The sequence below is a fragment of the Brevundimonas sp. GW821-FHT12E07 genome (assembly GCF_058807035.1).
Map to the genome: position 1 here is coordinate 247,644 of NZ_JBXAQH010000003.1, position 22,396 is coordinate 270,039.

The 22,396-nt window shown below is 67.9% G+C and carries 25 protein-coding genes; 16 read left to right on the forward strand and 9 right to left on the reverse strand.

Annotation, left to right across the window (positions count from 1 at the left end):
• Positions 1 to 100: 100 nt before the first annotated feature.
• Complete coding sequence (locus AC1ROD_RS12945) at positions 101 to 343, reverse strand: hypothetical protein (protein ID WP_492948673.1); 243 nt, start codon at positions 341 to 343, stop codon at positions 101 to 103.
• 68 nt (positions 344 to 411) lie between these two features.
• On the opposite strand from AC1ROD_RS12945, the gene AC1ROD_RS12950 reads away from it, so the two are divergent.
• The gene (locus AC1ROD_RS12950; protein WP_492948674.1) at positions 412 to 831 is read left to right on the forward strand and encodes a hypothetical protein; all 420 of its coding nucleotides are present in this window, start codon (positions 412 to 414) and stop codon (positions 829 to 831) included.
• 104 nt (positions 832 to 935) lie between these two features.
• Positions 936 to 2,735, forward strand: coding sequence for a GAF domain-containing hybrid sensor histidine kinase/response regulator (locus tag AC1ROD_RS12955; RefSeq protein ID WP_492948675.1), 1,800 nt, complete (start codon positions 936 to 938; stop codon positions 2,733 to 2,735).
• Between the two features lie 6 nt (positions 2,736 to 2,741).
• Here the strand turns inward: AC1ROD_RS12955 and AC1ROD_RS12960 are convergent, their stop codons facing one another.
• Both AC1ROD_RS12960 and AC1ROD_RS12965 read right to left on the reverse strand, forming a co-directional pair.
• Positions 2,742 to 3,422 carry a bifunctional 4-hydroxy-2-oxoglutarate aldolase/2-dehydro-3-deoxy-phosphogluconate aldolase gene (locus tag AC1ROD_RS12960; RefSeq protein ID WP_492948676.1) on the reverse strand — a complete coding sequence of 227 codons (681 nt, stop codon included), beginning with the start codon at positions 3,420 to 3,422 and terminating at the stop codon, positions 2,742 to 2,744.
• 92 nt (positions 3,423 to 3,514) lie between these two features.
• Positions 3,515 to 4,318 (reverse strand): alpha/beta hydrolase, encoded by an 804-nt coding sequence (locus AC1ROD_RS12965; RefSeq protein ID WP_492948677.1) that lies wholly within the window; start codon positions 4,316 to 4,318, stop codon positions 3,515 to 3,517.
• A 44-nt stretch (positions 4,319 to 4,362) separates the two neighbouring features.
• Between AC1ROD_RS12965 and AC1ROD_RS12970 the strand changes: the two genes are divergently transcribed.
• Complete coding sequence (locus tag AC1ROD_RS12970; protein WP_492948678.1) at positions 4,363 to 4,620, forward strand: Lrp/AsnC ligand binding domain-containing protein; 258 nt, start codon at positions 4,363 to 4,365, stop codon at positions 4,618 to 4,620.
• A gap of 37 nt (positions 4,621 to 4,657) precedes the next feature.
• Here AC1ROD_RS12970 and glmM read toward each other — a convergent pair whose 3' ends face one another.
• Positions 4,658 to 6,007, reverse strand: coding sequence for a phosphoglucosamine mutase (gene glmM, locus AC1ROD_RS12975; RefSeq protein ID WP_492948679.1), 1,350 nt, complete (start codon positions 6,005 to 6,007; stop codon positions 4,658 to 4,660).
• A gap of 130 nt (positions 6,008 to 6,137) precedes the next feature.
• Between glmM and glmS the strand changes: the two genes are divergently transcribed.
• From glmS to AC1ROD_RS13020, 9 genes are all read left to right on the forward strand, one after another.
• Entirely contained in the window at positions 6,138 to 7,958 is a 1,821-nt protein-coding gene (gene glmS, locus AC1ROD_RS12980) for a glutamine--fructose-6-phosphate transaminase (isomerizing) (protein ID WP_492948680.1), read from the forward strand.
• Between the two features lie 105 nt (positions 7,959 to 8,063).
• On the forward strand, positions 8,064 to 8,942 hold the full coding sequence (locus AC1ROD_RS12985; protein WP_492948681.1) for a UTP--glucose-1-phosphate uridylyltransferase: 879 nt from the start codon (positions 8,064 to 8,066) through the stop codon (positions 8,940 to 8,942).
• Positions 8,943 to 9,046: 104 nt separating this feature from the next.
• Positions 9,047 to 10,285, forward strand: a complete 1,239-nt coding sequence (locus AC1ROD_RS12990; protein WP_492948682.1) for an argininosuccinate synthase — start codon at positions 9,047 to 9,049, stop codon at positions 10,283 to 10,285.
• A gap of 96 nt (positions 10,286 to 10,381) precedes the next feature.
• Positions 10,382 to 10,726: a hypothetical protein gene (locus AC1ROD_RS12995; protein WP_492948683.1), complete on the forward strand. Its 345-nt coding sequence runs from the start codon at positions 10,382 to 10,384 to the stop codon at positions 10,724 to 10,726.
• 103 nt (positions 10,727 to 10,829) lie between these two features.
• Entirely contained in the window at positions 10,830 to 11,312 is a 483-nt protein-coding gene (locus tag AC1ROD_RS13000) for a translation initiation factor IF-2 (protein ID WP_492948684.1), read from the forward strand.
• Between the two features lie 13 nt (positions 11,313 to 11,325).
• Positions 11,326 to 11,769, forward strand: a complete 444-nt coding sequence (locus AC1ROD_RS13005; RefSeq protein ID WP_492948685.1) for a hypothetical protein — start codon at positions 11,326 to 11,328, stop codon at positions 11,767 to 11,769.
• Positions 11,770 to 11,838: 69 nt separating this feature from the next.
• Positions 11,839 to 12,432, forward strand: coding sequence for a hypothetical protein (locus AC1ROD_RS13010; protein ID WP_492948686.1), 594 nt, complete (start codon positions 11,839 to 11,841; stop codon positions 12,430 to 12,432).
• A 154-nt stretch (positions 12,433 to 12,586) separates the two neighbouring features.
• Entirely contained in the window at positions 12,587 to 13,219 is a 633-nt protein-coding gene (locus AC1ROD_RS13015; protein WP_492948687.1) for a LysE family translocator, read from the forward strand.
• Between the two features lie 81 nt (positions 13,220 to 13,300).
• Positions 13,301 to 13,885, forward strand: coding sequence for a CC0125/CC1285 family lipoprotein (locus AC1ROD_RS13020; RefSeq protein WP_492948688.1), 585 nt, complete (start codon positions 13,301 to 13,303; stop codon positions 13,883 to 13,885).
• Positions 13,886 to 13,933: 48 nt separating this feature from the next.
• Here the strand turns inward: AC1ROD_RS13020 and AC1ROD_RS13025 are convergent, their stop codons facing one another.
• Positions 13,934 to 14,272 carry a hypothetical protein gene (locus tag AC1ROD_RS13025; protein ID WP_492948689.1) on the reverse strand — a complete coding sequence of 113 codons (339 nt, stop codon included), beginning with the start codon at positions 14,270 to 14,272 and terminating at the stop codon, positions 13,934 to 13,936.
• A gap of 32 nt (positions 14,273 to 14,304) precedes the next feature.
• The gene (locus AC1ROD_RS13030; protein ID WP_492948690.1) at positions 14,305 to 15,045 is read right to left on the reverse strand and encodes a DUF6065 family protein; all 741 of its coding nucleotides are present in this window, start codon (positions 15,043 to 15,045) and stop codon (positions 14,305 to 14,307) included.
• Between the two features lie 67 nt (positions 15,046 to 15,112).
• Between AC1ROD_RS13030 and AC1ROD_RS13035 the strand changes: the two genes are divergently transcribed.
• On the forward strand, positions 15,113 to 15,634 hold the full coding sequence (locus AC1ROD_RS13035; RefSeq protein ID WP_492948691.1) for a prolyl-tRNA synthetase associated domain-containing protein: 522 nt from the start codon (positions 15,113 to 15,115) through the stop codon (positions 15,632 to 15,634).
• A gap of 59 nt (positions 15,635 to 15,693) precedes the next feature.
• On the opposite strand, the gene AC1ROD_RS13040 is transcribed toward AC1ROD_RS13035, so the two are convergent.
• Complete coding sequence (locus tag AC1ROD_RS13040) at positions 15,694 to 17,745, reverse strand: OPT family oligopeptide transporter (protein ID WP_492948692.1); 2,052 nt, start codon at positions 17,743 to 17,745, stop codon at positions 15,694 to 15,696.
• A 134-nt stretch (positions 17,746 to 17,879) separates the two neighbouring features.
• Between AC1ROD_RS13040 and AC1ROD_RS13045 the strand changes: the two genes are divergently transcribed.
• Positions 17,880 to 18,350, forward strand: a complete 471-nt coding sequence (locus AC1ROD_RS13045; RefSeq protein ID WP_492948693.1) for a cytochrome c — start codon at positions 17,880 to 17,882, stop codon at positions 18,348 to 18,350.
• A gap of 5 nt (positions 18,351 to 18,355) precedes the next feature.
• Here the strand turns inward: AC1ROD_RS13045 and AC1ROD_RS13050 are convergent, their stop codons facing one another.
• Positions 18,356 to 19,192, reverse strand: coding sequence for a phosphatase PAP2 family protein (locus AC1ROD_RS13050; RefSeq protein WP_492948694.1), 837 nt, complete (start codon positions 19,190 to 19,192; stop codon positions 18,356 to 18,358).
• Positions 19,193 to 19,390: 198 nt separating this feature from the next.
• On the opposite strand from AC1ROD_RS13050, the gene mutM reads away from it, so the two are divergent.
• Together mutM and AC1ROD_RS13060 are read left to right on the forward strand one after the other, a co-directional pair.
• Entirely contained in the window at positions 19,391 to 20,254 is an 864-nt protein-coding gene (mutM, locus tag AC1ROD_RS13055; protein ID WP_492948695.1) for a bifunctional DNA-formamidopyrimidine glycosylase/DNA-(apurinic or apyrimidinic site) lyase, read from the forward strand.
• Between the two features lies 1 nt (position 20,255).
• A complete protein-coding gene (locus tag AC1ROD_RS13060) occupies positions 20,256 to 20,789 on the forward strand; it encodes a DUF1697 domain-containing protein (RefSeq protein WP_492948696.1) in 534 nt (177 codons plus the stop codon).
• Here AC1ROD_RS13060 and AC1ROD_RS13065 read toward each other — a convergent pair.
• On the reverse strand, positions 20,786 to 22,105 hold the full coding sequence (locus AC1ROD_RS13065) for an alpha/beta hydrolase (RefSeq protein WP_492948697.1): 1,320 nt from the start codon (positions 22,103 to 22,105) through the stop codon (positions 20,786 to 20,788). The genes AC1ROD_RS13060 and AC1ROD_RS13065 overlap by 4 nt on opposite strands.
• Positions 22,106 to 22,396 lie beyond the last annotated feature (291 nt).

Here is a 22,396-nt window from a genome sequence, read left to right on the forward strand (position 1 = left end):
ACTCCGGTACGCGTCAGGGGATGCGGGACCGTATCAGCCTGTCGGACGGGCGGAAGTTACGAGCGTGTAATGTTGGGGCGGATGGCCGCGGCCGTCGGTCTCAGTCGAACATCTCGGGCAGCTGGCCCGCCTTGAACAGGATGGTGGGGTTCTCGTCATAGTCGCCCATCTCGGCGTCGGCGGACACCGAAAAGGCCACGACGCCGAGGCGCAGGGGCGCCAGCCGCTCGGCCTTGCGGCGGGCTTCTTCGGCCGTCTTGCAGCCGACCTGGGGTTCGGCCTTCAGGGCCTTGCCGCGTCCCTGAACATAGGCCTGGACGATGTAGACGGTTTCGGTGGCCATTGGCGGTCCTTGCAAAGGATGTCTGGGCGGCCTGTTCGGGGCGGGGGTCAAGCGCTAAACCGTCGGCCATGACCTTGCGAACCCTCAGAGACCTGCCCGGCGTCGACGATCTGGAGCTGAAGGCGCTGATGAAGCCGCGCTTCGCCGATCCCGACATGCCCGAGGGGCTGGACGAGATCGACGCCCTGTCGGTGGCCTTGTTCGGCCTGTCGCTGGAGGCGGCGGAGGAGACGGAACGTCCCGCCGACTGGGACCGGATCGAGCGGCTGGCGCCGTCAGACATGGTCGAGCTGTTCGAGGCCGAGGGCTGGGACGTCACCGACAAGAAGCGCAAGCCCCTGCGCCTGCTGCCCCATCTCGCCCTGCCGCTGGCCCTGGCCATGCGTGGCGTGGCGGGCGAGCTGCCCTTCGTCGCCGAACCGGATCAGAAGGAAACCGACTGGGGGTCCAGCCTGGCGGCTGAAGCGAGCCGGTTCCGAAAGCGCTAGGTTCGGGACCGGACACTTGCGGCGATCCGGCAAATCCCGCTTTGGACGCCCAAGGTTCGCTGGTACGGTCAGGCTTTAGCGCCGTAGCCCCGAAGGGGCGAAGAATGACCGACCTTCTTTCTCCCGCCTCCCGGACATCGCCCCGCGATGAGCCGAAAGGCGAACGCGCCGACATCGAGCTTCTGCACAGCATCAGCATGGAGCTGATCGGGGAGCACGACCTCGCCGAGTTGTACGGCAAGGTGGTCGAGGCGGCGATCCGGATCACCGGGTCGCAGTTCGGGACCATGCAGCGCCTGTGTCCGCAGGATGATCCCTCGGGGCATGGCGGCGAGCTGCAGCTGCTGGCCCACCGCGGCCTGCCGGAAGACGCCGTCGCCTTCTGGCAATGGGTCAATCCCCAGGCGTGGAGCAGCTGCACCGTTGCGCTGAAAGTCGGGCAGCGCGCGGTCATTCCCGATTTCGAGACCTGGGACGAGATCGCCGGCACCGAGGACCTGATGGCCTTCCGTCGCACCGGCATCCGCTCCGCCCAGACCACGCCCCTGCTGACCCGGAGCGGCGAGTTGATCGGGATGATCTCGACCCACTGGGCCGCGCCGCATTCGCCGTCCGACCGGGATCTGCGCCTGCTCGACATCCTGGCGCGTCAGGCCGCGGACCTTCTGGAACGCACCATCGCCGAGGAGGCGTTGCGCCGGCTCAACGAGACGCTGGAGAACCGGGTCGAGGCGCGGTCGCGCGAGCTGATGGCCGCCGAGGAGCAGGTGCGCCACATGCAGAAGATGGACGCCATCGGTCAGCTGACCGGCGGCGTGGCCCACGACTTCAACAACCTCCTGACCATCATCCGGTCCTCGGCCGAGCTGCTGGGCCGGCGCGACCTGTCCGAGGAGCGGCGTCTGAAATACGTCAGCGCCATCTCCGACACCGCCGACCGGGCCGCGAAACTGACGGGACAGTTGCTCGCCTTCGCCCGGCGCCAGGCCCTGCGTCCGGAGGTGTTCAACGTGGGGGATCAGGTCGCGTCCATCGCGGACATGCTGAGGACCGTCGTCGGCTCCCGCATCGATCTGGTGGTCGAGGCCGTATGCGAGACCTGTTTCGTCGAGGTCGACGTCAGTCAGTTCGAAACGGCCCTCGTCAATATGGCGGTCAACGCCCGCGACGCCATGGACGGCGAAGGCCGGCTGGCGATCCGGATCGAGGCGGCCGATGGCGTGCCCGCGCTGCGCGGCCATGCCGGGAGCCCGGGCCCGTTCGTGAAGGTGGCCGTCACCGACGGGGGCGCCGGGATGACGCCCGATCAGCTGGAACACATCTTCGAGCCCTTCTTCACGACCAAGGGCGTGGGCAAGGGCACGGGGCTGGGCCTCAGCCAGGTCTATGGCTTCACCAAACAGTCGGGCGGCGAGGTCGGGGTGGAGAGCCGCGTCGATCACGGTACGACCTTCAGCCTCTATCTGCCCCGGGTGGGCGCGCCGGCGGCGGCAGGCGACGTACAACCGCGCGAGGCGGTTCCGGCGTCCCAGGCCAGCATTCTGGTGGTCGAGGACAATGAGCAGGTCGGGGAGTTCGCCACAGAGTTGCTGCGCGATCTCGGCTATGGCGTCCGCTTCGCCGGCAATGCGACCGAGGCCATCGCCATCCTGGAGCGCGAGGCTGAGGTGATCGACATCGTCTTCTCGGACGTCGTCATGCCCGGGATGGACGGGGTCGCCCTGGGCCGGCATGTGCGGGCGTCCTGGCCGGATATCGCGGTGGTCCTGACCAGCGGCTACAGCCACGTCCTGGCCGCGGACGCGCGGCATGGCTTCGACCTGCTGCAGAAGCCCTATTCGGTCGATGAGCTGTCGCGCGTGCTCAGCGAGGCGCGGCGGCGGTCCCCGCTTTCGCGGGGATGAGCGGGATTATTTGGCCTTCGACGCCCGGAAGGCCGCGATGTTGTCGACGGCCAGCTTCACATTGGCCTCGATGCCGGCCCAATCCTTGGCCTTGATGGCGGCGTCGGTGATCAGTTTGGAGCCCATGCCTGCCGCGACGATGCCGGCGCCGAACCATTTGGCGATGGAGGCCTCGTCGGGGTCGACGCCGCCCGTCGGCATGATCTTGGTCCAGGGCATCGGACCCAGCACCGCCTTGACGAAGTCGGCACCGCCGACGCTGGAGCCGGGGAAGAGCTTGACGATCTCGCAGCCCAGTTCCTGGGCCTCGCCGATGTCGGTCACCGAGCCGCAGCCCGGGAAATAGGCGACCATGTGCCGGTTGCAGACCTTCGCGACTTCCGGAACCAGGCAGGGCGAGACCACGAAGCGGGCGCCACGCGACATATAGAGGGCGGCAGTCGGCGCATCGACGATGGAGCCGATGCCGAGCACGACCTGCGGGTCAGTGCGGATCAGTTCGCGATGGATCTCGCCGAACAGGTCGGCGGCGAAATCGCCCCGGTTGGTGAACTCGACCGCCGGGGCGCCGCCGCGCGCGCAGGCGCGGATGATGTTCAGGCAGACCTCGGGATCCGGATGATAGAAGACCGGCGCGACGCCTTGCGCTTCGAGGGCGGTCAGGACGGTCAGACGGTTGTGGCGCATCGGGAGGCTCTGGCTGGTGGGACCGGTGTCGGTCCGGGCTGGGGGTGTCCTATCGCAACCGGTGGTCTGCGGGGAAGGTTGGGAAGCGGAACTTATTGTTTCGCCAGTTCGACGATCCGCTTCACCAGCGCGCTGTCCGCATCGAGCAGCGGCCCCAGGACGGTGAAATGGTTCATGCCGGGCAGGGCCTCGTAGCGGGTTTCAACGCCGTTGGCGGCCCAGTGGTCGGCCATCATCTTCGATTGGCGCAGGAACTCGGGGCTCTCGTCGCCGCCGACGACGCAGTCCAGCACCGTGCCGCCGGGCGTCGAGCCGTTGGGGACGGGCCAGAAGACCGGCGACAGGGCGGCGGCCTCGTTGAGGTTCAGGTCCAGCGCCGTGTTGATCGAGGTGCCGATAAGGGGGCGCAGGTCGAAGACGCCGGAGATGGCCACGGCAGCCGAGGCCCGGCCCTCCGACAGCATGCCCGCCGACATATGGCCGCCCGCCGAATGGCCGAAGACCATCGGGCGTTTGCCGGTGCGGGCGCGGATCAGGTCGACGGCGGCGCGGACCTGTTCGAGGATCTTCGACAGCCGCACGGTCGGAGCCAGATCATAGGAGGGGACGGCGAGGCTGACGCCGTGCTGGAGCAGGGCCGGGGCGAGGCCGCTGAACCAGTCCTTGTCCAGCGCCTGCCAATAGCCGCCGTGCAGGAAGACGGCGACGGGGGCCTCAGGGCCGGCGGAGAAGAGGTCCATCACCTCGCGCGGGCCGGGTCCATAGGCGATGGTCTCGGGCGGCCGGGCCCCGCGCGCGGCCTCGGCCGTCGCCTTCCACCGCCCCATGGCCTCCATGTGATCGGGGACGCGGGCGCGGTTGTTGTATTCCGCTTCGAGATCGATCTCGTCTGTCACGCAACCATCCGCTAGAGAACCCGAAACACCCGGGAGCCGCCGCCATGATGACCGCCATCTTCGTCTTCATCAAATGCGAGCTGGGGCACGCCAATGACGTCGCCGCCGATATGGTGGACAATGTCGAGAACGTCTCGGAGGTCTATTCGACCTCGGGCCAGTACGACCTGCTGGCCAAGTTCCAGCTGCCGAAGGAGATGGACATCGGGACCTTCGTGACGAAGTCCGTCCAGACCCGGCCGCACATCCGCGACACCTTCACGGTGATCACCTTCTCGCCTTTTCTTCCAAGCGGGAAGTAGGGGCCTGCCGAGCGGGAAGTAGGGCTCGCAGCGGCCGCTAGTTGGCCGACCGCACCGCCGCCGACACGTCCGACACCACCCTCTTCACGAGCGCCTCGTCGTCGCCCTCAGCCATGACGCGGATCAGCTTTTCGGTGCCCGAAGGGCGGACCAGAAGGCGGCCCGTGCCGTTGAGTGCGTTCTCGGCCTCGGCGATGGCGGCCTTGACGTTGGCGCTCTCCAGCGGCTTGCCGGCGGAGTAGCGGACGTTTTCCAGCAGTTGCGGCACGGGGTCGAACTGGCGGGCCAGTTCGCTCATCGGCTTGCCGGTCTCGACCAGCACGGCCAGCACCTGCAGGGCCGCCATCAGGCCGTCGCCGGTGGTGGCGTGGTCGTGCAGGATGATGTGGCCCGACTGTTCGCCGCCGATGTTGAAGCCGCCCTCGCGCATCCGCTCCATGACATAGCGGTCGCCGACCTTGGTGCGCTCCAGCGTCAGGCCCTCGGCCTTCAGACGGCGTTCGAGGCCGAGGTTGGACATGACGGTGGCCACCACGCCGCCGCCGCTGAGACGGCCGCGCCGGGCGAAGTCGAGGCCGACCAGGGCCATGATCTGGTCGCCATCGACGACCTGGCCCTTCTCGTCGCAGATGATGACCCGGTCGGCGTCGCCGTCCAGGGCGATGCCGATGTCGGCGCGGTAGCGTTTGACGGCCTCGGCCAGGGTCGCCGGATGGGTCGAACCGCAGTCGGCGTTGATGTTGGTCCCGTTCGGCTCCACGCCCACGGGGAAGACCTCGGCGCCCAGTTCATAGAGGGTGGTGGGCGCAACCTTGTAGCCGGCGCCGTTGGCGCAATCGATGGCGACGCGCAGGCCCTTGAGGCTGAGGCGTTTGGGGAAGGCGGACTTGGCGATCTCGATATAGCGGGCCGGCACCTCGTCGTGGCGCTTGACCCGGCCGAGGCGGTTGGACGGGGCCAGACCGGCGTCGAGGCTGGCGTCCATCATGGCCTCGATCTTCAGCTCGATCTCGTCGGACAGCTTGTAGCCGTCGGGGCCGAACAGTTTGATGCCGTTGTCGGCATAGTCGTTGTGGCTGGCCGAGATCATGACTCCGAGGTCGGCGCGCATCGAGCGGGTCATCATGGCCACGCCCGGCGTCGGCAGGGGGCCGAAGGTGCGCACGTCCATACCGACCGAGGCGAAGCCGGCGACCAGGGCGGGCTCGAGCATATAACCCGACAGCCGGGTGTCCTTGCCGATGACCACCAGATGGCGGCGGTCGTCGCCCGACATGAACAGGCGACCGGCGGCCAGACCCACGCGCAGGGCGACCTCGGCGGTCATCGGAGAGACGTTCGCCTTGCCGCGAATGCCGTCGGTGCCGAAATACTTCCTGTCGCCCATGACGGGTTCTCCTTGTGGTCGCGCCGGCTTCTTATCCGGGTCCGGAAATCATCCGAAACGCCATTTTAGCAGCGTGGAGTCCTAATATCCCATAGAGGCGAGCTGGGTTCAGTCCCCGAGGAGCGAAATCATGTGCGGCATCATCGGCATCGTCGGGACCAAACCCGTCGCGGACCGGCTGGTCGAGAGCCTGAAGCGGCTCGAGTACCGGGGCTATGACTCGGCCGGGATCGCGGCCCAGGTCGACGGGGCGCTGGAGCGCCGGCGCGCGCCGGGCAAGCTGAAGGAACTGGAGAAGGTGCTCGAGGCCCAACCCCTGATCGCCCAGACCGGCATCGGCCATACGCGCTGGGCCACCCACGGCGCCCCGACCGAACGCAACGCCCACCCGCACATCGCCGGCCGCGTGGCGGTGGTCCACAACGGCATCATCGAGAATTTCGCCGAGCTGAAGGCCGAGCTGATCGCCGCCGGCCGGGTGTTCACGTCGGACACCGACACCGAAGTGGTCGCCCATCTGCTGGATTCCGAACTGGCCACGGGGCTGGAGCCGCTGGCCGCGTTCAAGGCGACGCTGGACCGGCTGTCGGGCGCCTTTGCCCTGTGCGTCCTGATCACCGGCGAGGACGAGGTCATCCTGGCCGCCCGCAACGGCCCGCCGCTGGCCGTGGGCTATGGCGACGGCGAGATGTTCATCGGCTCGGACGGTCTGGCGCTCGGGCCGTTCACCAACCGCATCGCCTACCTGCAGGACGGCGACTACGTCATCGCCACCCATGACGGGGCCCGGGTCTTCGACGCCACGGGCGCCGAGGTAGCGCGCGAGATCAAGACCGTGCCGGCCTCCGCCGTCCTGATGGAGAAGGGCAATTATCGCCACTTCATGGAGAAGGAAATCCACGATCAGCCGGAGGGGTGCCAGCGCACCATTGCGGCCTATGTGGACACCCTGTCGGGCCTGACCACGGTCGGCGGCGACGTCGACTTCGCCAAGCTGGACCGGATCCAGATCGTCGCCTGCGGCACCTCCTATATCGCTGGCATGATCGGCCGCTATCTGATCGAGCAGCTGGCCGACCTGCCGGTGGACGTCGAGATCGCCTCGGAGTTTCGCTATCGCCAGCCGGCCTTGCGCCCCAACGCCCTGGCCATCGCCATGTCGCAGTCGGGTGAGACCGCCGACACCCTGGCCGCCTTCCGCCACTGCGCCCAGGCCGGAATGAAGACCGCCGCCGTGGTCAACGCCACGGAATCGACCATCGCCCGCGAGGCCGATGTGGTCTGGCCGATCCATTGCGGGCCGGAGATCGGCGTCGCCTCGACCAAGGCCTTCACCGCCCAGGTCTCGGTGATGATCGCCATCGCCGTCGCGGCCGCCCGTGCGCGCGGCCGGATCGACGCGGCCGAGGAGCAGCGTCTGGTCCGGGTCCTGATCGAGGCGCCGCGCCTGATCGCCGAGGCCATCGGTCTGGAGGGGGCGATCAAGGACATCGCCGCCGAGGTCGCCAAGGCCCGGGACGTCCTCTACCTCGGCCGCGGCCCGATGTCGGCGCTGGCCCTCGAAGGGGCGCTGAAGCTGAAGGAGATCAGCTACATCCACGCCGAGGGCTATGCCGCCGGCGAGCTGAAGCACGGGCCGATCGCCCTCGTCGATGAGAACACCCCGATCATCATCCTGGCCCCGTTCGACAGCTGGTTCGAGAAGTCGGCCTCGAACATGAGCGAGGTCATGGCGCGTGGCGGTCAGGTGGTCTTCATCACCGATCCGGAGGGCGCCAAACACGCCCCGGCGGGCGCGCGCGTCGTGGTCACGGCCCCGGCCAGCGACCCGCTGGTCTCGGCGCTCGTGATGTCCGCCCCGATCCAGCTGCTGGCCTATCACGTGGCCGTGGTGAAGGGCGCTGACGTCGACCAGCCGAGAAACCTCGCCAAGTCCGTAACGGTCGAGTAACGGCGACTGGTCAGAACGGGGCCGGAACGGGCGGCGGACTTTCGCGGGCAACGCAAACCGGCCTATGATCGTTCGGCTGTCAGAAACTCCCCGGGCTGGAACTTGATGTCGTCTGCTACTCCCCGCGTGCGCAAGGCCGTGCTTCCTGTCGCCGGCCTCGGGACGCGGGTTCTGCCCGCCGCCAAGACGACGCCGAAGAACATGCTGAACGTGTTCGACCGGCCGATCCTGGCCCATATCGTCGAGGAAGCCCGGGCCGCAGGGATCGAACACTTCATCTTCGTGGTCGGGCGCGGCCAGTCGGCCGTCGAGGACTATTTCGACCACGCCTATGAGATCGAGGCCATCCTCAAGGCCAAGGGCAAGGACGACATCCTGCAACTGGTCCAGGCCGATCTGCCCAAGCCCGGCGAGATGAGCTTCGTGCGCCAGATGGCCCCGCTGGGCCTCGGCCATGCCGTCTTCTGCGCCCGCGACCTGATCGGCGACGAGCCCTTCGCGGTCATTCTGCCCGACATGCTGATGATGGCCGATACGCCCGCCCTGGGTCAGGCCATCGCTGCCCATGAGAAGACCGGCGGCAACATCGTCGTGGTCGAGCCGGCGCCCGAGGGCGAGACCTACAAATACGGCATCGTCGCCCTGGACGGTCAGGAAGGCCGGCTGAACCGCATGACCGGCATGGTCGAGAAGCCGCCGCTCGGGACCGAGCCGTCGAACCTGTTCATCTCGGGCCGCTATGTCCTGACGCCCGACATCTTCCCCCTGCTGGCCGACCAGCAGACCGGCGCGGGCGGCGAGATCCAGCTGACCGACGCCATGGCGCGGCTGATGAAGGTCAAGGACTTCCACGCTCTCGAATACGAAGGCACGACCTATGACTGCGGCGACGCGGTCGGCCTGCTGCGCGCCAATGTGGCCTATGCCCTGAAGCACGAGGCCCTCGGCGAAGCCGCCCGCGCGGCCATCGCGGACCTGCTCTGACAGCTTCGCCGCATTCCGGCCCTTGCATCGGGGGGCGTCTGGTCCTTTAAGCGCCCGCAAACACGCCTTGTGCGCCTGCCTGCCGCTCTCCCGAAGGTCCCGCCATGTCCAAAGCCTCCGACAAGCCCGTCAAGAAGGTCGTCCTCGCCTATTCCGGCGGTCTCGACACCTCGATCATCCTGAAGTGGCTGCAGACCGAATATAACGCCGAGGTCGTGACCTTCACCGCCGACCTGGGCCAGGGCGAGGAGCTGGGCCCGGCGCGCGAGAAGGCGCTGAAGATGGGCATCAAGCCCGAGAACATCTTCATCGACGACCTGCGCGAGGAGTTCGTGCGCGACTTCGTCTTCCCGATGTTCCGCGCCAACGCCGTCTATGAGGGCCAGTATCTGCTGGGCACCTCCATCGCCCGCCCGCTGATCGCCAAGCGCCAGATCGAGATCGCCCGCATGGTCGGCGCCGACGCCGTCTGTCACGGCGCGACCGGCAAGGGCAACGACCAGGTCCGCTTCGAGATCGGCTATTACGCCCTGGAGCCCGACATCCGCGTGATCGCGCCGTGGCGCGAATGGGAATACCGCAGCCGCGAGGCCCTGCTGGACTTCGCCGAGAAGAACCAGATCCCGATCGCCAAGGACAAGCGCGGCGAGGCCCCGTTCTCGGTCGACGCCAACCTTCTGCACTCCTCGTCCGAGGGCAAGGTGCTGGAAGACCCGGCGGTCGAGGCCCCCGAGTTCGTCCACCAGCGCACGATCAGCCCCGAGGACGCGCCCGACAAGCCGCACGTCTTCACCATGACCTTCGAAAAGGGCGACCCGGTCGCCATCGACGGCGTGGCCATGAGCCCGGCGACCCTGCTGACCAAGCTCAATGAACTGGGCCACGACAACGGCGTCGGCCGTCTGGACCTGGTCGAGAACCGCTACGTCGGGATGAAGTCGCGCGGCGTCTATGAGACCCCCGGCGGGACCATCCTGCTGGCCGCCCACCGCGGCATGGAATCCATCACGCTGGACGGGGGCTCGATGCACCTGAAGGACCAGCTGATGCCGAAGTACGCCGAGCTGATCTACAACGGCTTCTGGTTCGCCCCGGAGCGTGAGATGCTGCAGGCCGCCATCGACTACAGCCAGCAGAAGGTGTCGGGGACGGTGACGGTCAAGCTCTACAAGGGCAATGTCACCATCATCGGCCGCGAAAGCCCCTACAGCCTCTACGACCAGGACCTGGTGACCTTCGAGGAGGGCGTCCAGGCCTATGACCACAATGACGCGGCCGGCTTCATCAAGTTGAACGCCCTGCGTCTGCGGGTGCTGGCCAAGCGTAACGCGCGGGGCGGTTGAGGCGACAGGGACGCTTCACCCTGGTGTGAGGCGCTCTCTCTGGCGGATTGGTGTTTTCCAGTGCATCTTCGGGTTGTCTCAACCCGGAGGTTCGCCATGCGTCCCATGCTAGCCGTCGCCCTCGCCGCCGCCATGACCCTCGCCTCCGTTCCAGCTCTCGCTGAACCGGCGGGCCAGTCGTTCGAAGACCAGACCTTCGCGTTCGAGCACCAGATGGGCGACATGCGCCGCGATCTCGACCGCGCCGTGAGCGCCTTGGAAACGCGTGAGATCGCCGCGAAATATCAGCCCGTCGCCGACGCGTTTGCCGACCGGATCGAGGCGCGTCGGGAAGACGGGCTTGTGACCCCGCGCTACGGCAACGCACGCACCGTCCGCAACCTCCCGGAACAGCTGCGGCGTCAGACGGATCGCGCCCGGTTCTACGCCCGCGGGGGCTAGGCGAAGGTTTGCGGGCCACAAAGGGTCTCGCAGGCGTCGTAAAATGGCGCCACCTTACGTCCAGGCGTCATCACGCGCCGTCGCTCGTAATTCAGGACCTTCCATGTCGCTTCGTCTGATCATCCCTGCCGTGGCGGTTCTCGCCCTGGCCGCCCCGGCCTTCGCCCAGACCGCTCCGGCTCCGGCCCCCGCTCCGCAAGCGGCCGCCCCGGCCGAAGAGGAGACCTCGCCCGAGGAAGCTGCGTTCGAGGCCAAGGCCGAGGTGTTCAGCGCCCACGTTCAGGCCATGGCCGCTGAAATGCAGACTGCCGCCACCGCCTCGGGGGCCGACGCCGCCAAGAAGAAGGCCGATCTGGACGCCATCCAGGCCAAGTACCAGCCTGAAGTCGACGCCTTCGCGACCGAGCTTGAAGCCTTCGCCGGCAAGGAGATCGCGACCGCTCCGGAAGACCGGCGGGCCGAGATGCAGGCCAAGCTTACCGCCGGCATGGCGCAGCTGCGCAACCTGCCGGCCATGATGCGCGCCCAGATGGAAGAAGCCGCCGCCGCGCCGCCCCCGGCTCCGGCCGCGGCGCCGGTCCAGTAATCGGTCGCACCTGATGATCCGCATCCTGAGCCTCGCCGCCGCACTGGCTGTTCTGCCGGCTATGGCGGCGTACGCTCAGGATGACGGTCCGGTACGGACCGCACCTTCGGCCGCCGCGCCCGCCTCGACCACCGTGCCGGACGAGGCGGCGGTCGAGGCCGCCGCCGCCGCCTTCGAGACCCAGATGGACGATATGGCGAAAGAGCTTGAGGCGGCGAAGACCGCTTCGGGCCCCGACGCCGCCGCCCTGAAAACCTCCGCCGACGGCATCGTGGCGAAGTACCAGCCCAAGGCCGACGCCTTCGCCGAGATGGTCGCCGCCCTGATCGCCAGCCGTCCGGTCGCCCCGGACGATCAGGCCCGCGCACGGGCCGCCGTCCAGCAGGTCCGCGACATGCCCGGCATGATCCGGGACCACCATCTGGCGGCGCCCGCGACGACGCCTCCGGTGCCTTAACGCGAAGTAACTTGCGGTAGCGGGGTTCGGGGAGGAGTTTCCCGACATATCCCGCTAGGAAGCCGCGCCATGATCAAGATCCTGAGCCTCGCCGCCGCCCTCGCCGTCCTGCCCCTGACGCAGGCGGTCGCCGACGAGCGCAAGACCCCGTCCGAGGCCGCCATCGAGGCCGCCGCCAGCGCCTTCGAGGCCCGGATGGAAGCGTTCGGCGAGCGCGCCGAGGCCATCAATGACGACAAGTCCCTGACCGACGCCCAGCGCGAAATGAAGATCGCGACCCTGTGGTCGGAGTACCAGCCCGAGGTCGCCGTTTTCACGGCCGTGGTCAGCCAGCACGCCGGCCAGATCGCCTCGGAGGCCCTGGCCAATATCGACGTCGACGCCCTGGTCCATGAGGCCCTCGACACCCCCGAGGTTCAGGCGGCCCTGACCGGCGCGGCGGGCATGGCCCGAAACGGCGCCTGGGCCCAGAACGACCCCGAACAGATGGTCACCTACGGGCTGATGGCCCAGTACGGCGTCGATCAGGCCATGGACGCCATCGCCAACGCGGGCGACGACGACAAGGCCGAGGCCGCCGAGGCCGCCCGGGATGCGGAGGCGGACGCAGAAGCCGCCGCCGCTGACGCGAATGCCCATCACACGCCGCATTCGCACCCCTGAGCCCGCCCACTCTCCCCAGATGCTGGAACGGGATCAGTCCTCCGGGTCGCCATGAGGTTCCCCCACCTCGACCCGGAGTAAGGGCCGGCCGAAAGGCCGGCCCTTTTCGTTTGCAAGCTTGACCTGACGACCCGCCGGGGCTGAAAGCGCCCGGATGAACAGCCTTCCCGTCGATCCGCATCTGTACGGCGCCTTCCTGGGCGTCATGGCGGTGATGGCGATCACCCCCGGTCCGGCCAATGTCTTCCAGGTCGCCGTCGGGGTGGAGCGCGGCCGGGCGGCGGCGCTGCAGAGCGTGGTCGGGATGAACGCCGCGACCCTGGTCTGGTTCGGGGCGGCGGCCCTGGGTCTGGGCGCCCTGGTCGCGGCCTTTCCGCAGGTGTTCAAACTGGTCGCGATCGGCGGCGCCCTCTATGTCGCCTGGCTGGGGATCAAGGCCCTGCGCGGCGCCTTCGCCAATGAAAGCCAGCCGAAAGCTATCGTCACGGTGCGGGACCGCAGCGCCGTCGCGAACGGCTTCATGGTCCAGATCGCCAACCCCAAGGCCATCCTGTTCTTCACCGCCGTCCTGCCGCCCTTCCTCGATGTTCAGCGGCCGATCGTTCCGCAACTGTTGTTGTTCGCGATGGCCACCATCAGCATGGACGTGCTGGCCATGAGCGCTTACGGTCTAGGTGGAGCCGCACTGGCCCGCCGCCTGTCGGAGCCCCGGTTCCGGCGCGGGTTCGGGATTTTCGTCGGCGTCCTGCTTTTGCTTGCTGCGGTTCTGATTGTTTCACGATTGTAAGGGGTTACCGTTCCGGAACGGATACGGTTATCACCCGTTGAGCAGAAAAGGCGGCCGTGCGGTCGCCATGGGAGTTCAGTGATGAAGACGCGTTTCCTCAAACCGGTTCTGCTCGCGGCGGCCGCCAGCCTGGCGCTCGCCGCCTGCGCCACCTCCACCCCCTATCAGCCCGTCGGAACCGGCGGCGCGCGCGGCGGCTATGCCGAGCAGCGGCTGGAGAACGACCGCTTCCGGGTCAGCTTCGCGGGCAACTCCGTGACCTCGCGCGAACAGGTCGAGATGGGGCTGCTGCTGCGCTCGGCCGAACTGACCAAACAGAACGGTTTCGACTGGTTCGCCACGGTCAACCGCGCCACCGACCGCGACACCCGATATTCGACCCTCGGCTCCGGCCCGTACAATGATCCGTTCTACGGCCGTTACGGCGGCTACTGGGGCCCGTCCTGGCGCTTCTACGGCAACGGCGGCTGGAGCCCCTGGGGCAGCCCGTGGGGCCGCGGCTGGGGTCCCGGTTTCAATGACTGGGATGTCCGCCAGATCGACCGCTACGAGGCCTCCTCGGAGATCGTCATGGGCCGCGGAGCCAAGCCCGCCGGCGACCCCAACGCCTTCGACGCCGGCGAGGTCATCGCCAACCTCGGGCCGCGCGTGACGCGCCCGATGTAAGATATCGCGGGGCCCTGTTCGTCGTCCGGCGGACAGGGTTTTGCGAGCCTACCTCTGGTCGACTGCGACCGACTGGCCGGGATGTTCGGCCCAGAGGCTCAGGCTCGACCCGGCCTGTTCTATCGCGAGGGCCAAAAAGCCCAGCACAAACAGGCCCGCCAGTCCGGAAACGATCCGGATGATCAAGATGTGCCGATCTCCGCCCTGAAGCTTGTGTGCCGCCTGATAAGCGGCGCTGTCCGCGCCGAACCGGGCGGCGATCCACCGCAATTGGCTGTCCCGAAGCGCTCTGGCCTTGAAGAGGTTGAGCAGGCTTATTCCAACCAACGCGAACAGCGCCACGAAGGTGAGGATGACGGCTATCCCGGCTTTCGTTTCGGCTGACACGGCTGGCTGTCTCCATCGCCTCGAAGGGCGACCTATCCAATCCTCGGCGACTTCAGCCGGCGCTTGTTGGAGTGGCTGGCGGGGGCGTTGCCGAGGTCCTCGGGCAGTTCGCCCTTGAAGTAGAAGCGCTGCCAGGCCTCCTTGGCCGCATCCGGGTCGCCTGAGGCGAGGCGGGTGTTGAAGTCGGTGCGCTGGCGGTTCCAGGCCTCGAACTGGCCATTCATGACGGGGTTGGATTCCAGCGTCCGGATGACCGGCTGGAATTCCTCGACCTTCTTGTGTTCCAGCAGGGTGATGAAGCAGAAGGGCTCGCCCTTCTCGAACTTGATCCGGCCCGGCCGCGTGAAGATCCAGTTCATCGTGAAGGGGAAGGGCAGCCAGTCGGTCTCGATCAACCCGACCAGGGGCTGGATGCCGTCCTTCACGTGATTGGGCGATCCCGAGCACATCATCCCCCAGCCCGGCGGCGTGCGGAACAGATACTGGGGGTGCATGGTCAGCACCCCGCGCGAGAAGTGCGAGGTCACGAAGTGGCTGAGCGTCGGCTGGGGCCGGTCGGGCGTGATCACGATGTCGGACTGCTGCGGCCCGCCGTTCCATTCGGCGGTGAAGCCGAAGGGGCAGAGGATCTCCCACCCCGTCGTATTGGCCATGTTCAGCGGCAGGCAGCGATAGGGGTGGCGCGAGACGAAGGCGTCCATCCAGTTGCGGGACTGACGGCCGGGCACGAGGTCCGGCGGCGTCGCCGTCATCGGATAGCATTCCAGTTCCAAGGCCGGGCTCCGTTCTGTAAGCGGGACTGATCTCCTTCCTAGCCCGCCAGACGCTCGCACCTCAACCATGTCCGACACGCCTGCCGTTCCCGCTTACGACCGCGACCGCCTGCTGGCCTGGATGGCGGAGAATGGGGTGGAGCAGGTCACCCACGACCATCCGGCCGTGTTCCGCGTCGAGGAGGGGCTGGACCTCAAGGCCGACCTGCCGGGCGTCCACACCAAGAACCTGTTCCTGAAGGACAAGAAGGGGCGGCTGTGGCTGATCTCGGCGGCCCAGGACACGGTCATCGACCTGAAGCGGGCGCGCACGGCTTTGGAGGCGACGGGCAATCTGTCCTTCGGCAATGAGGGGCTGATGTACGAGACCCTGGGCGTGCGGCCCGGCTCGGTGACGGCGCTGGGGCTGATCAACGACCTCGACCGGCGGGTGACCTTCGTGCTCGACAGGCGGCTGCACGAGGCGGCGATCGTCAACTTCCATCCCCTGATCAATACGGCGACCACGGCCCTGGATCAGGCGGCCTTTCGGCGGGTGATGGATCTGCTGGGGCGTGAGCCGTTGGTGGTGGATTTCGAGGCGCTCTGATCCACGAAAAAGGGGCGCATCCGGCGGATGCGCCCCTTGTCGTTTCGGATCTGTGGCGACTAGCCCGCGACCTTGGCCGAAACCCGCTTGATCCAGTTGTAGAGGGCGAAGGCGAGGACGGCGAAGGCGACGACACCTGCCAGCATGGCTGGCCAGGCCGAACCCTCGGGGACCAGACCGAACGGGGATTCGTTGTTGGTGAAGACGATTACGCCCGCCAGGACCACCCCGAACAAGCTCTCGCCCACGATCAGGCCAGAGGCCAGCAGCACGCCCATGCGGCGACCGATGTCGGCGTACTTCGTGCCGGCTATGGCCTTGTCGTAGAACCAGCCCACGACCGCGCCGACCACCAGCATGGTGGTGACCGCGGCGGGCAGGTAGAAGCCGATGCCGACGGCCAGCGGCGGCAGCTTGACCTTGCCCCGGGTCGCCTTTTCCAGAACGGCGTCGAGGATGATGATGGCGACGCCGATCACGGCGCCGATCCCGATCAGGTCCCAGCGCAGGTCGCCGGCGATGACGCCCTTGGCCAGGGCCGAGATCAGGGTGGCCTGCGGGGCGGCGAGCGGGGCGTCGGCGATGGCCTTCGGGCCGCCTTCAAAGCCGATCGCCTTGTTCAGGAGGCTGAGAACCACCGGAATGACGATGGCGCCGGCGACGACGCCGACGATCAGCGCGACTTGCTGGCGCCAGGGGGTGGCCTCGACCAGCTGGCCGGTCTTGAGGTCCTGAAGGTTGTCATTGGCGATGACGGCGACGGCGAAGACCACCGCGGTGACCATCAGGGCGAAGGCGACGAAGGACGGATCGGCGGGGACGCCCGCGATGCCCATGACCACCAGCATCAGGAGGGAGGCCACGAGAATGGCGATGATGCCGACCCCCGACACAGGGCTGTTCGACGAGCCGATAAGGCCGGCCATATAGCCGCAGATGGCGGCGACCGCGAAGCCGATGACGATCACATAGACCAGACCGCCGATGACCAGGATCGGGGCGCTGGCGGCCAGGGCGGTGCCCTGGGTGAACAGGGCCAGGACCGTGGCGATGCCGACCAGGGCGATGATGGACAGACCGCCGACGATGCCGATCGGAATGTCCTGCTCGGTGCGCTCCAGCACCTCGCCGCCGGCGCGACGGCGCTGGGCCGCGAGCGCCGAGGTCAGGCCGCCGACCAGCGGGCCGAGCAGTTTGATCAGGGTCCAGATGGCGGCGACGCCGATCACACCGGCGCCCATGAAGCGCACTTCGCGACGCCAGACCGTTCCGGCCAGCTCCTCGGCGCCGACGCCGGCGGGCAGGGTGGTGGCGATCGACGGAATGCCGTGCGCCGTCAGCCAGGCGATGGTGTCGGGCGAGGTCAGGATAGGCACGGCGATGCACCAGGCCAGGATCAGGCCGAACAGCTGGGCGAGGCCCACGGTCAGGCCGATCAGGTGGCCGGCGCCCAGAAGCGCGAACTGCATGCCGAAACCGACGCCCGTGGCGCCGCCGCCGAGGAAGGCGGGAAGCTTGATGAATTTGGCCGTCTCGCCGGCGAAGGCGCGGGCCGAAATCAGGAAGGCGAACAGGGCTGAAACGATCGAGCCGACGATGACGACGCCGAGACCGGCCTTGTTCTCGCGCACGGCCTCATCGCTCTGTTCCACGCCGGGGGAGCCGACCTTGAGCACCTCGGCGGCGGCGACGCCTTCGGGGTAGGGCAGGTTGGCGTTGACCACCAGGGCGCGGCGCAGCGGGATGGAGAAGGTGACGCCGAGCACGCCGCCCAGCACGCAGATGGCCACCGATTCCCAGAACGGGAAGTCCATCCACCAGCCGACCATCACCAGGCCTGGCAGGACGAAGATGATGGAGCTCATGGCCCCGCCGACCGAGGCCACGGTCTGGACGGTCATGTTTTCCCAGATGGTGGAGCCCTTGAAGGCGCGCAGCACCGCCATGGAGATGACCGCCGCCGGAATGGCCGAGGCGAAGGTCAGGCCCACCTTGAGGCCCAGATAGGTGTTGGCGGCGGTGAAGATCACTGCCAGCAGACAGCCCAGGATCAGGGCGCGGATGGTGAGTTCGATGCGCTTGAGGCGCGGTACTGCCGGGGTGTCGGTCATAAGGTCCCTCTTTGACGGCGGAGGTAAGCCGGAAACGCCCTCGCTGGCAACGGCAGGCGCCGTCAGACGCGCCATCCCTTGACGGGAAGGCCGCTGCGGCGAACTGTCCCACATCCGTTTCGAGGAACACCGCCATGCGCCGCACCATCGTCACCAGCGTCATCGCCCTTCTGTGCGCGGCGGGCGCGGCCGGGGCCCAGACCTCCGCCTCGCCTTCGGCTGCCGAGACCGTCGCGGCGAGGAAGGCGGCCTTCAACCTGTCGGCCGTGGCCTTCAGCACGATGAACGCGGCGGCGGCCTCGCCCGCGCCGGACCCGCGCCAGCTGTCGTTCAGCGCCCAGGCCCTGGCGCGCTGGGCTCACGCCTTGCCGGGCCTCTTCCCCGCCGGAACCAGCGCGACCGACATGCCGGGCGAGACGACTGCTTCCCCGGCCATCTGGGCCAACCGCGCCGACTTCGAGGCCAAGGCCGCCGCCTATGCCGCCGCCGCCGACCGGCTGGGCGAACTGACCGAGGACACCGAGGCCTTCAAGGCCCAGCTGGCGGTGGTCAGCGACACCTGCAAATCCTGCCACCAGCCCTACCGGGTCCGCCCCGGCCGTTGACCTGATCAGGCGGTCACGAAGCTCGCCGTCCGCGCCTTCTGCGCCGCCGCATAGGGGCAGGCGACCATGACCCGGTGCAGGACCGCCAGCACCAGTCCGGTGATGGCCCAGGACAGCAGGATGTCCGACAGATAGTGGCCGCCGAAGGCCAGCCGGTTCATCGACAGGGCGACCGCATAGGCGATCAGGGGCGCCGCGGCCTTCACCCGCCAGGCGCGGGGCAGAAGGATCAGTCCCGCGACCATCCAGGCCGCTGAGGCCGCCTCTCCGGACACGAAGGAACAGTTGTGGGCGCAGGCCTCCGACAGGGTCCAGGCCGGGGTGAAGCCCGCCTCGCCGCCGAACAGATCGGTCTGGATCGGCCGGGCCCGGCCCCAGCTGCCTTTCAGCCAAGTGTTGACCACCAGCCCCGGTCCCAGCAGGAGGCCGATCAGGAGGAAGCCGCAGCGGCGCGCGCACATCGTCCGCCGCTCGCTGTCGCGGAACAGCCGCATGGCGACCCCGGTCAGGGCGGCCAGCAGGATCAGACCCATGACATATGTGGAGCTCTTGCGCAGCGCCCTCAGCACCGGTTCCTGCGACAGGAAGAAGCCGTCGCCCGCGCGATAGAAGGCTTCGCTGACGGCGAGGTCCACGCCGGGGAAAAGGACGAAATAGGCCGACAGGGCGAGGACGGCGATCAGGGCCAGTGTCGTTGGCTCGGACCAGCGGATGCGCACCCCGATCGCCAGCCTCAGCCGCCCGGCCTCCTCGCGCGCCGCTCGTTGCAGCATCGCCAGAGACGGCGCGCCCCAGGCCGCCGCGAAGGGCGCCCGCGCTCGTGTGTACTCGGCCCCGTCCATCGTTCCCCCCGGATCGATTTCCCCAACTCAAGGGACGGCCGCAGTCTGGCGAGGATCGGCGTCGGCAAGGTCACGGCGGCGTGGCGGTTCCGACTCTGTTTTGCGGCGGGGATGTGAGGGTCGTTCAGGCTCCGGAACGGTTACAGTCACGCTTGTCTCGGCGCTTCTCTCCGGCGTCTCAGCGGGTTAGGAGAAGCCATGCCTGAACTTCCCGAGGTCGAAACGGTCCGACGCGGCCTGGAGCCCGTTCTGGTCGGCGCCCGCCTGAGCCGGGTGCGGCAGAATCGCCCGGACCTGCGCTTTCCCTTCCCCGACCGTTTCGTCGAGCGGCTGGAGGGGGCGACGGTCACCGCTATCGACCGGCGCGCCAAATATCTGCTGGCCCGGCTGTCGACCGGCGAGACCTGGGTCACCCATCTGGGCATGACCGGCCGCTTCACCCTCGACGGGACCCAGATCGGCGAGTTCGAGGAGCCGGCGCCCATCGCGGGCAAGCATGAGCATATGAGCTTCTGTGCGGTGAAGGACGGTCTCGCCACCCGTGTGGGCTTCGCCGACGCCCGCCGCTTCGGCTTCATGGGGCTGATCCCGACCGAGGAGGCCGAGGCCCATCCGTGGTTCGCCGCCATGGGCCCCGAGCCGCTGGGCAACAGCTTCTCCGCCGCCCATCTGGCCGAGGTCTTCGCCGGCAAGACCCAGAACATCAAGGTCAGCCTGCTCGACCAGAGGAACGTCGCCGGTCTGGGCAATATCTATGTCTGCGAGGCGCTGTACCGGGCGCGGATCTCGCCCCTGATCGCGGCGGGCAAGGTCTCGCGGCCGCGACTGGAGACGCTCGCGAGCGTCATCCGCGACGTGCTCAACGACGCCATCGCGGCGGGCGGTTCGACGCTCAAGGACTTCGCCAACGCCGAGGGCGGGCAGGGCTATTTCCAGCACCGCTTCGACGTCTACGGCCGCGAGGGCCAGCCCTGCTTCGGAGAGGGCTGCACCGGCGTGGTCAAACGCATCGTCCAGGCGGGACGGTCGACGTTCTACTGTCCAAGTTGCCAGAGGAAGTGACGTGACCCACCGCATCATCCTCTTCCGCGGCATGAACACCGGCGGCGTCCGTGCGCCGGTCGGCGAGCAGCGGACCATGGCGGAAGAGATGGGGCTGAAGAACCCGCGCACGCTTCAGGCCAGCGGCAATCTGGTGGTTGAGACCGGCATGGCGACGGCGGCGCTGGAAGAGGCCGTCGAGACGGAGATGGCCCGCCGCTTCGACCTCAAGATCGCCGCCATGGCCCGCACGCCGGAGCAGTGGGCGAAACTGATCGCCGCCAATCCGTTTCCGAAGGAGGCCGAGGCCCACCCGGCCAAGGTCGTGGCCATGGTCATGAAGGGCGGGATCAAGCCGGGCGCGCTCGACGCCGTTCAGGCCCTGTGCCGCGATGGGGAGGACGTCCAGGCGGTGGATGGCGTCTTGTATTTCTGGTTCCCGAACGGCCAGGGCGTCTCGGAAATCTTCAAGAAGGCCACGCCGAAGATGCTGGGCATGGGCACCGGCCGGAACTGGAACACGGTGCTCAAGCTGGGCGAGATGGCGGGGCTCTAACGCGGCCGCGCGGAGGTCCCGGAGACGAAGGCCGCGATGGCGCTTTCGGCGTGCCCGGGGTCCGTCAGCATCACGAAATGAGGCGCGCCCGCCACCGTCACGAACTGAATGTCGCCAGCGGTACGCAGGCTGTCTGCATGGGCCGCCGCGCCCGCGTGCGGGGTCTTCGGATCCCGATCGCCCTGAAGCACCAGCACCGGCGGAAGGCTGGCCGGGCTTTGGCCAAAGGCGGCGTCGCGCGGATAGGTCATGTCGGCGCCGCCCAGCAGTTGCGACGGCAGGCTGCTGGTGAAGAGCAGGGCCCGGCTTTCGGCGGCGATGTCCTCTCGCGTCAGGGCCGGCCGCGCATTGTTTTCGGAGGCCGAGATCAGGGCGACCAAGGGGATGGAAGAGGCGGCCTCCGGCGCCATGAGGGGAGCGTAGAAGGCTTCCAGCGTGGTCTGCGCCTGCTCGATCGCGTCCTTCCTTCCGGCCATCGCGTCGGCGATGACGTCGGGGATCAGGGCGCGCGCGTCGGGAGCATCGAGCAGGCCGCCGAGGAAGGCCTTGGGCTGTCCACCCGGAAACAGTTTCGCGCGCTCGGGATCGTCGATCACGCGCTGGAGCGCCTCGACGGCGGAGCCGCCCATCTTCGTGTGACAGGCGGGATCCCGATCGCAGTCGGCCAGAACCTCGCGGCCCACGGCGTCAACGACCTGGGAGCGGTGGCTGAGGTCCCAGACTTCGTTCCCGTCCGGCGGCACGAGGGAGTCCAGCACGATCCCCTTTACAGCGGCCGGCGGCGCGACGGTCATCATGCGCAACACCAGCTGGGTGCCGTAGGAGACGCCGTACACATAGGTCTCACGCCCGTGCGAATAGCGCCCGATCAGGTCGTGGAGGTCGTGGGCGGCATTGGTCACGGTGAAGGACTGGACCCAGGGCGAGCGGGCGTTGAGCTGGCCGAAGCAGGAGCCCCATTCGGCGCCTTCGAGGCCGCGGCCGCCGGGCGACTCCGGCGCCTCCTCGGCGGCGCAGACCCGGCTGGACCGGCCCGTGCCGCGATGGTCGGGCACAAGGATGTCGTATCCCGGAAAGGCGGCTCTGAACCGGTCGATCAGGCCGTAAAAACTGGCCCCGGCCTCGCCCGGACCGCCCGCGACCAGCCAGACGTCGCCGCGGCTGACTCCTTGCGCCGGGAATTTGCGGATGAACAGTTCGATCTCGCCGGAGGTCGTGTCTCCATAGCGGAGCGGAGTCTTCGCCGTGACGCACAGGCTGCCGGCGAGACGTTCAGGCGTGGCCTCCTCGCAGGGCATGAAGTCGGGGGAGGGCAAAGCCGCTTGCCGCGATGTGGTCCCTGTCGACGCGCAGGCTGTCGTCATCAAGACCGCCAGCGTCGCCGCCGCGAAAACCGTCAATCGCATCGCATATCCCTCAGTTATCCCGACATCGCCGATCCCGGTCGCCCGCGCACCTTAAGCTTCGCTAATGATCGACCCGCAGACCGGCGATGAAGTTTGAAAAAGCGGACATCATGTAAAAAATACTGGACATTATGTCTTTGACAAACCCACGTCATGATGTAGTGTGGATGGACAAGGAGAAGCCCCGTGTCCGTTCTGTCG

Excerpts from the sequence above, each read along its gene's own strand:
- AC1ROD_RS12945 (WP_492948673.1), bottom strand. The coding sequence starts at position 343 with ATGGCCACCGAAACCGTCTACATCGTCCAGGCCTATGTTCAGGGACGC.
- AC1ROD_RS12950 (WP_492948674.1), top strand. The coding sequence starts at position 412 with ATGACCTTGCGAACCCTCAGAGACCTGCCCGGCGTCGACGATCTGGAG.
- AC1ROD_RS12955 (WP_492948675.1), top strand. The coding sequence starts at position 936 with ATGACCGACCTTCTTTCTCCCGCCTCCCGGACATCGCCCCGCGATGAG.
- AC1ROD_RS12960 (WP_492948676.1), bottom strand. The coding sequence starts at position 3,422 with ATGCGCCACAACCGTCTGACCGTCCTGACCGCCCTCGAAGCGCAAGGC.
- AC1ROD_RS12970 (WP_492948678.1), top strand. The coding sequence starts at position 4,363 with ATGATGACCGCCATCTTCGTCTTCATCAAATGCGAGCTGGGGCACGCC.
- glmM (WP_492948679.1), bottom strand. The coding sequence starts at position 6,007 with ATGGGCGACAGGAAGTATTTCGGCACCGACGGCATTCGCGGCAAGGCG.
- glmS (WP_492948680.1), top strand. The coding sequence starts at position 6,138 with ATGTGCGGCATCATCGGCATCGTCGGGACCAAACCCGTCGCGGACCGG.
- AC1ROD_RS12985 (WP_492948681.1), top strand. The coding sequence starts at position 8,064 with ATGTCGTCTGCTACTCCCCGCGTGCGCAAGGCCGTGCTTCCTGTCGCC.
- AC1ROD_RS12990 (WP_492948682.1), top strand. The coding sequence starts at position 9,047 with ATGTCCAAAGCCTCCGACAAGCCCGTCAAGAAGGTCGTCCTCGCCTAT.
- AC1ROD_RS12995 (WP_492948683.1), top strand. The coding sequence starts at position 10,382 with ATGCGTCCCATGCTAGCCGTCGCCCTCGCCGCCGCCATGACCCTCGCC.
- AC1ROD_RS13000 (WP_492948684.1), top strand. The coding sequence starts at position 10,830 with ATGTCGCTTCGTCTGATCATCCCTGCCGTGGCGGTTCTCGCCCTGGCC.
- AC1ROD_RS13005 (WP_492948685.1), top strand. The coding sequence starts at position 11,326 with ATGATCCGCATCCTGAGCCTCGCCGCCGCACTGGCTGTTCTGCCGGCT.
- AC1ROD_RS13010 (WP_492948686.1), top strand. The coding sequence starts at position 11,839 with ATGATCAAGATCCTGAGCCTCGCCGCCGCCCTCGCCGTCCTGCCCCTG.
- AC1ROD_RS13015 (WP_492948687.1), top strand. The coding sequence starts at position 12,587 with ATGAACAGCCTTCCCGTCGATCCGCATCTGTACGGCGCCTTCCTGGGC.
- AC1ROD_RS13020 (WP_492948688.1), top strand. The coding sequence starts at position 13,301 with ATGAAGACGCGTTTCCTCAAACCGGTTCTGCTCGCGGCGGCCGCCAGC.
- AC1ROD_RS13035 (WP_492948691.1), top strand. The coding sequence starts at position 15,113 with ATGTCCGACACGCCTGCCGTTCCCGCTTACGACCGCGACCGCCTGCTG.
- AC1ROD_RS13040 (WP_492948692.1), bottom strand. The coding sequence starts at position 17,745 with ATGACCGACACCCCGGCAGTACCGCGCCTCAAGCGCATCGAACTCACC.
- AC1ROD_RS13045 (WP_492948693.1), top strand. The coding sequence starts at position 17,880 with ATGCGCCGCACCATCGTCACCAGCGTCATCGCCCTTCTGTGCGCGGCG.
- AC1ROD_RS13050 (WP_492948694.1), bottom strand. The coding sequence starts at position 19,192 with ATGGACGGGGCCGAGTACACACGAGCGCGGGCGCCCTTCGCGGCGGCC.
- mutM (WP_492948695.1), top strand. The coding sequence starts at position 19,391 with ATGCCTGAACTTCCCGAGGTCGAAACGGTCCGACGCGGCCTGGAGCCC.